The 6,360-nt window shown below is 72.2% G+C and carries 6 protein-coding genes; 2 read left to right on the top strand and 4 right to left on the bottom strand.

Going from position 1 to position 6,360, the window contains the following annotated elements; translation table 11 throughout:
* Nucleotides 1-62: 62 nt before the first annotated feature.
* On the bottom strand, nucleotides 63-557 hold the full coding sequence (locus ACIGG8_RS37580; protein ID WP_350526276.1) for a hypothetical protein: 495 nt from the start codon (nucleotides 555-557) through the stop codon (nucleotides 63-65).
* 738 nt (nucleotides 558-1,295) lie between these two features.
* Nucleotides 1,296-1,559: a DUF397 domain-containing protein gene (locus ACIGG8_RS37585; protein WP_396553097.1), complete on the bottom strand. Its 264-nt coding sequence runs from the start codon at nucleotides 1,557-1,559 to the stop codon at nucleotides 1,296-1,298.
* Nucleotides 1,560-1,908: 349 nt separating this feature from the next.
* On the opposite strand from ACIGG8_RS37585, the gene ACIGG8_RS37590 reads away from it, so the two are divergent.
* Nucleotides 1,909-2,448 carry a PTS-dependent dihydroxyacetone kinase phosphotransferase subunit DhaM gene (locus tag ACIGG8_RS37590; RefSeq protein ID WP_396553098.1) on the top strand — a complete coding sequence of 180 codons (540 nt, stop codon included), beginning with the start codon at nucleotides 1,909-1,911 and terminating at the stop codon, nucleotides 2,446-2,448.
* A gap of 22 nt (nucleotides 2,449-2,470) precedes the next feature.
* Here ACIGG8_RS37590 and ACIGG8_RS37595 read toward each other — a convergent pair whose 3' ends face one another.
* Together ACIGG8_RS37595 and ACIGG8_RS37600 are read right to left on the bottom strand one after the other, a co-directional pair.
* Nucleotides 2,471-2,959, bottom strand: coding sequence for an NUDIX hydrolase (locus ACIGG8_RS37595; RefSeq protein WP_396553099.1), 489 nt, complete (start codon nucleotides 2,957-2,959; stop codon nucleotides 2,471-2,473).
* 553 nt (nucleotides 2,960-3,512) lie between these two features.
* Nucleotides 3,513-3,737, bottom strand: a complete 225-nt coding sequence (locus ACIGG8_RS37600) for a hypothetical protein (protein WP_350526197.1) — start codon at nucleotides 3,735-3,737, stop codon at nucleotides 3,513-3,515.
* Between the two features lie 501 nt (nucleotides 3,738-4,238).
* On the opposite strand from ACIGG8_RS37600, the gene ACIGG8_RS37605 reads away from it, so the two are divergent.
* A complete protein-coding gene (locus ACIGG8_RS37605; RefSeq protein ID WP_396553100.1) occupies nucleotides 4,239-5,309 on the top strand; it encodes a polysaccharide deacetylase family protein in 1,071 nt (356 codons plus the stop codon).
* The last annotated feature ends 1,051 nt before the right edge of the window (nucleotides 5,310-6,360 follow it).

The following is a 6,360-nucleotide window of genomic DNA, read 5'->3' on the forward strand; positions in this document are numbered from 1 at the left end:
GGCGGGCGTCGGCCGACCGGCCGGAAATCGGTGCCCGGGCCCCTCGGCGGGGCCCCCGGGAATCAGCCCTGCTGGAACATGTCCGCCGGGAGCGGCTTCAGCAGCTGATACAGGTCGTCCGAAATCGGTCGGTCCCAGGACGCGATGGTGACCAGGACGCCGTCGCTGCGGCCGAACTGGGCGCAGAACACGCGCTCCTCGCTGACCTTGACCTTCTTCACGATCAGCAGGTCGTCGCCGAGCATGACCGGGAAATCCTCGGCCGAGACGAAGTCGACCGGCTCGTCGTTCTCCAGCGCCGCGAGCAGCTGCCGCACCTCGAAGGGCACGTTGTCGCCGGTCTCCCGGGCGGGCGAGCCCTCGGGGAGGTTGCCGATGAACATCGCCGGGCCTCTGCCGCCGAACAGGTCGTAGCGCAGGAAAATCCCCTGGCAGGAGCCGTCCGGGCCGGTCATCATGGCCGCACCGAAGTCGCCGGGCCAGTCGCCCGGGTCCATCGCGAGCACGTCGAAGTCCGGGCCGGCGGGCTGTCCGGAGCGACGGCGGAGAAAAGACATGGGAACATCGTACGTGTCCGGCACACCGCGCTCGCGAGGTGGGTGGGACACCGACGGGGGACGAGCGGGAGATCGACGCTCAGAGACCAATGTTGACTCTGAGCAACCGTCCGGGCTACGTTCGGTTCAGCACGACAGCCGTTCTGGGTTTCACCCTCCGGGGGGACGGCATGTCGCAACGCGGCCCTACACGCGTATCCCTCACTGTGCACTCGTCGTGCCGAACTGCCGAGCACCCAGCTTCGTCATCGCACACAGCACGAACACACAAGCCAACAGTTCCATGCATCACAAGCCAGATCCGCGGGGCCCCGGCCCGTCGCTCCCGTGGATCTGCTCGGGACGCCGCCGCGTGGGGGCGTGCGGGTCCCGAGCATCGGTGCCGGCCTCCGAGTCGCTCTCGGATTCGGCGCCAGCCTCCCGGCGACTGCCGGCCCCTCGTGGGCCGGGACCGGCCGACGCACCCCGGTGCGCAGGGGATGACTGGGAGGATGGCCTGGCAACGCTGCCGGGCCGCACAGCAGGCGCCGTGTCTGGCCGCGTGGGGGCGGTGGGCACGGCGTCTGCCTGTGCTCATACTCTGAGCTGCGTTTGTCTAACAGTCAACAGAAATTCTGACGGGGCACGCTCAATAGATCATCAGTTGTGATGTTCCGACCGGAAAACCGCCTGCGGAGCGGGTCCCCGGTCGTCATCCGGGGACCCGCTCCGCAGTGGCGAGGCGCTCGAACGAGCGGCTCAGGTGAGGTCGAACTCGCCGTCCCGGGCGCCGAGCACGAAGGCCCGCCACTCCGCCGGCGTGAAGACCAGCACCGGCCCGTCCTCCTGGCGGCCGTCCCGCATCCCGATGTACCCGTCCACGAACGCGATCTGGACGTCTCCGACCCCCTGGCTGCTGCACAGCCACTCCGCACCGGTGAAGTCCACCTTGGGCTTCCCGCTCGGCGCGAGCTCCGGCTGCGCACCCACGGTCTCCGTGTCCGTACCGCTGTTGACTGCCACTGACCGATCTCCTCCCGACGGCGTTCCGGGGCCAGCCTAGCCACACCGCCCGGCCCCGGTCAGCGGGTTGACGAGGACTCCCCCGGCCGCGGTCGGGCACCGCCGGAGGGGCGGTGGAACCGCCCCGCGGAGGGTCGAGGCGTGTCCCGACCGGCGGGGGCGCCGGGCAGCTGCCAGAGTGCTGCCAGGGCGCCGCCCGGGCCTGCGAGGGCGCGGGAGGGCACCCCCGGGCCGTACGGGGACCTCCGTGGCCCGTACGGGACCTTCCGGGGCCCCGCACGGGGACCGGAGCGCGCCTGCGGACGGTCCCGGCCCGCCCAACCCCACGACCCGCCCAAGGGAGCAGCCGATGAGCCGCCGGGACGGCACCCGCGCCGACGTCATCCCCATCTCCGACGCACCCTCGGCACACCCCCCGGCACCCCGCACGCCCCCCTCGCCCATGCCCTTGCCCCGGCCGACCCCCGGCCGGCCCCCCGCACACGGGCGGGTCGGCATCGCCCTGGTCTCGCACAGCCAGGAACTGGCCACCGCGGTACGCAATCTCGCGCTCGCGTTGACCGGATCCGACTCCCCCGCCCCGATCTCGGCGACCGGCGGCGACCCGTCGGACGGCCCCGGCATCAGTGCCGTCCTGGTGGCTGCCGCCACCCGCCGGGTGGACCAGGGCCACGGCGTGGTGGTGCTCGCCGACCTGGGCGGCGCCGTCACCACCGTCCGCGCCCTGCTCTCCGAGGCCGACGAGCACGGCCTGCCGTTCCCGGTCCGGTTCGCCAACGCCCCGTTCGTCGAGGGCGCGGTCGCCGCGGCAGCGACCGCCACCGCGGGCGGCGACCTGGCGGCGGTGCTGGACGCGGCGGAGGAGGCCTACCGGCAGTACAAGGGCTGACCGCGGCCGGAGCCGGCGCGGGTCAGGGGCGCTCCTTGCCGTCCCAGGTGAAGACGGCCGGGCCCTCGCACTCCAGCGCGTGGCGCAGCCGCTCGTGCTCGGACTCCACCATCGGCGGCAGCTCGTCCAGCGCGAACCAGCCGACCTCCAGCGACTCGTCGTCGTTCACCCGCGCCTCGCCGCCGACCGCGCGGCAGCGGAAGGTCAGCACCAGGTACTGCGTCACGTCGCCGTTCGGGTACGTCACCTGCGGCGAGACGGTGACCGAGGCGAGCAGCTCGGGCACGGCCACCACACCGGTCTCCTCCTCGCACTCGCGCACCACGCCGTCGGCGGGCTGCTCACCGGGGTCGAGGATCCCGCCGACCGGCGCCCAGCGGCCGTCGTCGGCGCGGCGGGCGAGCAGCACCCGGTCACGGTCGTCCAGCACGACGGCGACGACGGCGCTCAGCCAGAGCGGGCGGTTGCCCACGAGGGCGCGGAGGTCAGCGAGGAAGGGAGGAATGGCCATGGGCCGCAGCCTAGTCGGGTGGTCCGCCCCCGGCGCGGGGCGCCGACCGGCCTGACGTGGCCCGATGTGCTCCGTCGTGCCCTGGGCGTGGCCTGCCGTGCCCCGGGTGTGCTGCCCGGCCCGGGTCGGCCGCCGGAGCACCGGACCACGGCCGGTGCGGCGCAGCAGGACGGGGCCGGCGGCAGCGCCGGGCGATCGCGGCCAGGGCGACGACGGCGAGATCGCCACCGCGTTTCACGAGACGGGCGCAGCGTTATCCGGTCTGCCGCTCATCGCTCCCCTCCACGGCGTTTCGGCCGGAAGAACGCATTCACAGTAAGGACGTGATGAGGACGTCGTCCGAGAATGGTGAAAAAAGGGGGCTGAATTCTGTCCGGCAGGACGGTATCCGGTCGGCCTGACCAATTCCGCTCGATCTGCTGTTTCTGAATTCCGAACACCGTCGACACACGGCGGGCGGGTGAGGGTGATGTGGTGCGGCCGGGCCCGGTGACCCCCGTCCGGACCGGCCCGGTCGCGTCCGGTCCCGGCCCCCGGCTCGGACCGGGCTCCGCTAGACCGCTGTGCGCCGCCGATCGCGGAGACGGCCGAAGGCGATCCGGCCGAGCAGCAGGACACCGGCCGCCAGACATCCGGCCACCGCCATCGCCCAGGCCGGGCCGCCACTGTCCGGAACGATCACTGCGACGACGATGCCCGCTGCCAGGCAGGCCAGGCCCACCACGGCCAACGGGAGCTGGTGGGTGACCAGGGCTCCGCCACTGCACGCGCGGGCCATCCGTGAGGCTCCGTGCAAGTGGAAGGGGTCACGGTCCGCATCTGCCATGAGCCCAAGGTACCCCCGCCCGACGCGGGAGGCAGCCCGCAGGGAGTGCAGCGCCCGACACGCTGCGCAACCGGGGCACCCGAGCCGGTTCGGGGTGTCACGGGGGTGGTCGCGGAGCGCAGCGGAGGCCGATCCGGCAGCCGATCCGGGGGTTGACCCCGGGGGCGATCCGGGGCTCGTCCGAAGGCTTCCATCGGAGATGTCCGGGAACCGCGGATGCGCATTCCTACTCCACAATCAGTCCACGAAAAATCCTCGTCCCCCCGGTACAACCATCCCCGTGGTGCAACGGTCTCAATGGCATTGAGTGATCCAGGAGCCGTTCGAGGGGTGGGCGAGAACCCCCACCGAGAACAGGAAAATCCAGGGGCGGAGCCGCCGACCCCTGGAGTCGGAGGCCGGGCTCCGTCCTCCGGCGGTACCGCCACGCCGCTCGGCGAACGAGGGGGAACCGTGCCGCAGTCCCAGTCCACAACATCGATCTCCATGGCCCGCGCCAGGCCCGCGCTTGGCGTGCGCGCACTTCCGCCGCCCGTCGGCTACGCGGCGGACCGGCACGAGGCCGGAGGGCACGGCGGGGGCCGTAGCCGTCCGACCGTCGAGGCGGAACAGCAGGACACGCGGGGCGAATGGCTGCGGTTCGCCCCCGTCCAGCCGCTGTTCCGGGCCCGGGCCGCCCAACGCCTCGCCGTGCTGGCGTACCACGGGGTCACCGACCACCGGTCGTTCGGCGCCCAGCTCGACCGGCTCCAACGGCTCGCCACACCCGTCTCGCTCGCCGCGGTCCTCCAGGCCGTGACCGAGCGGCGGCCGCTGCCGCCCCGGAGCGTCCTGGTCACCTTCGACGACGCCGACCGGAGCGTCCTCACCCACGCCCTGCCCGCCCTCGACGCCCGTGGCATCCCGGCCACCGCCTTCGTCATCTCGGAGCTCATCGGCACCGAGCGGCCGTTCTGGTGGCACGAGGCCGACTTCCTCGCCCGACACGGCGGCCGCGCCCGGTCCCTCGACTGCGGCCACCCCTCCCAGTTGCTCCGCCGCCTGAAGGCCATGCCCGACCCGGACCGCCGACGCAGCCTGCACGAGCTGCGGGTCAGCGCCGACCGCCGGCCACCCGGCCAGGAACAGCTCACCCCCGCCGACCTCCTCGCCCTGCGGGACGGGGGCGTCGCGATCGGCAACCACACCCAGGGGCACCCGTGCCTCGGGCGCTGCGACGACGACACCGTCCGCGCCGAGATCACCGGCGCGCACGAGGCCCTCACCCGCTGGCTCGGCGAGCCGCCGACGGCCTTCGCGTACCCGGACGGCGGCCACGACCCCCGTGCCGAAACCGTTCTGCAGGAACTCGGCTACCGCCTCGGCTTCCTCTCCGACCACCGCCTGGGCCCCCGCCTCCCCTCGCACCCCCTCCAGATCAGCCGCCTCCAGGTCGACTCCTCCACCACCACCCGCCGCTTCGACACCATCCTCTCCGGCCTCGAACCCGCCTACCGCCGCTGGCGCCGCCAGGCCGTCGCCTGACCTCCGGCCGCCGGGGAGTCGGCCCGCGGGGAGTCGGCCCGCGGGGTCGGCCTGCGAGAAGGCGGCCCGTGGGACGTCGGTGCGCGGGAGGTCGGCGCGCGGGAGGTCGACCGGGCCGACTTCCCGCGCAGGCCGCGGAAACGGGTTGATTGCCCGATTGCCCGGAAGTCACCCGAAATGCCACCAAGGCACAACATTGGCCCTGATGAGAAATCTACGCGAGTAGCTCTCCACAGGAAGTCGACGCGATCGACTTCCTTGTGCGCGCCACCCCTTCCGCCCGGACGGAAGGACGATCACGGATAGATCCCGGACATCACCGGACAGAGAAGTCCAATCGCCCGATATCCGCACACCGTCGCGCCATCAAGGCACCACCGCGCGTGGGAAGTCGACAGAGCCGACTTCCCACACGGCACACACCTCCCACCCCCACCATCTACGCGGGTAGATTCCGCCCCGGGCGACACAGTCGGCCGCGCGGGCCGACCCGCTCGCACAACGCGACATCCCCGCCCGCAGCCATCGGCCATCCGACGGCCACCCCCGCACAGGAAGTCGACCCGACCGACTTCCCGTGCGGGGCACGCGGGCACGAACACCCGCACAGACACTCATCTACGCGAGTAGATCAAGGCAGCGAACCGCACACCGCCTCACCGAGCGCGGAAAGTCGGACCCGCCGACTTCCCGCACGCCACGCCACAGCCCCACGCGCCGCACGAACCCTCGATGCCGATTCACCCGCGGAGGCCGCGGCGATTCCTTTCATGTTCACGACAGTAATGCCCTCAACCATCTACGCGAGTAGATCCGCCCTGGGCCGGCACCCCTCGGGCACAGGAAGTCGGATCGGCCGACTTCCTGTGCAACGCACTGAAGCCCAGGCCAGCGGCCTGATCATGGAATGCGGACTCGCACCGAAGGTCGGCCGGGTCGACTTCTTGTACGCGATCTTCGGGGCCGGGCGCGGTGGGGGCCGCATATCCACGCGGACACCGTCAGGTCATGCCGGACGTCATATGGATCACCCCTCCGAATACCCCCACCG

Origin of the sequence: Kitasatospora sp. NPDC085464 (genome assembly GCF_044541955.1) — a bacterium.
GTDB lineage: Bacteria > Actinomycetota > Actinomycetes > Streptomycetales > Streptomycetaceae > Kitasatospora.

Excerpts from the sequence above, each read along its gene's own strand:
- ACIGG8_RS37580 (WP_350526276.1), bottom strand. The coding sequence starts at position 557 with ATGTCTTTTCTCCGCCGTCGCTCCGGACAGCCCGCCGGCCCGGACTTC.
- ACIGG8_RS37590 (WP_396553098.1), top strand. The coding sequence starts at position 1,909 with ATGAGCCGCCGGGACGGCACCCGCGCCGACGTCATCCCCATCTCCGAC.
- ACIGG8_RS37595 (WP_396553099.1), bottom strand. The coding sequence starts at position 2,959 with ATGGCCATTCCTCCCTTCCTCGCTGACCTCCGCGCCCTCGTGGGCAAC.
- ACIGG8_RS37600 (WP_350526197.1), bottom strand. The coding sequence starts at position 3,737 with ATGGCCCGCGCGTGCAGTGGCGGAGCCCTGGTCACCCACCAGCTCCCG.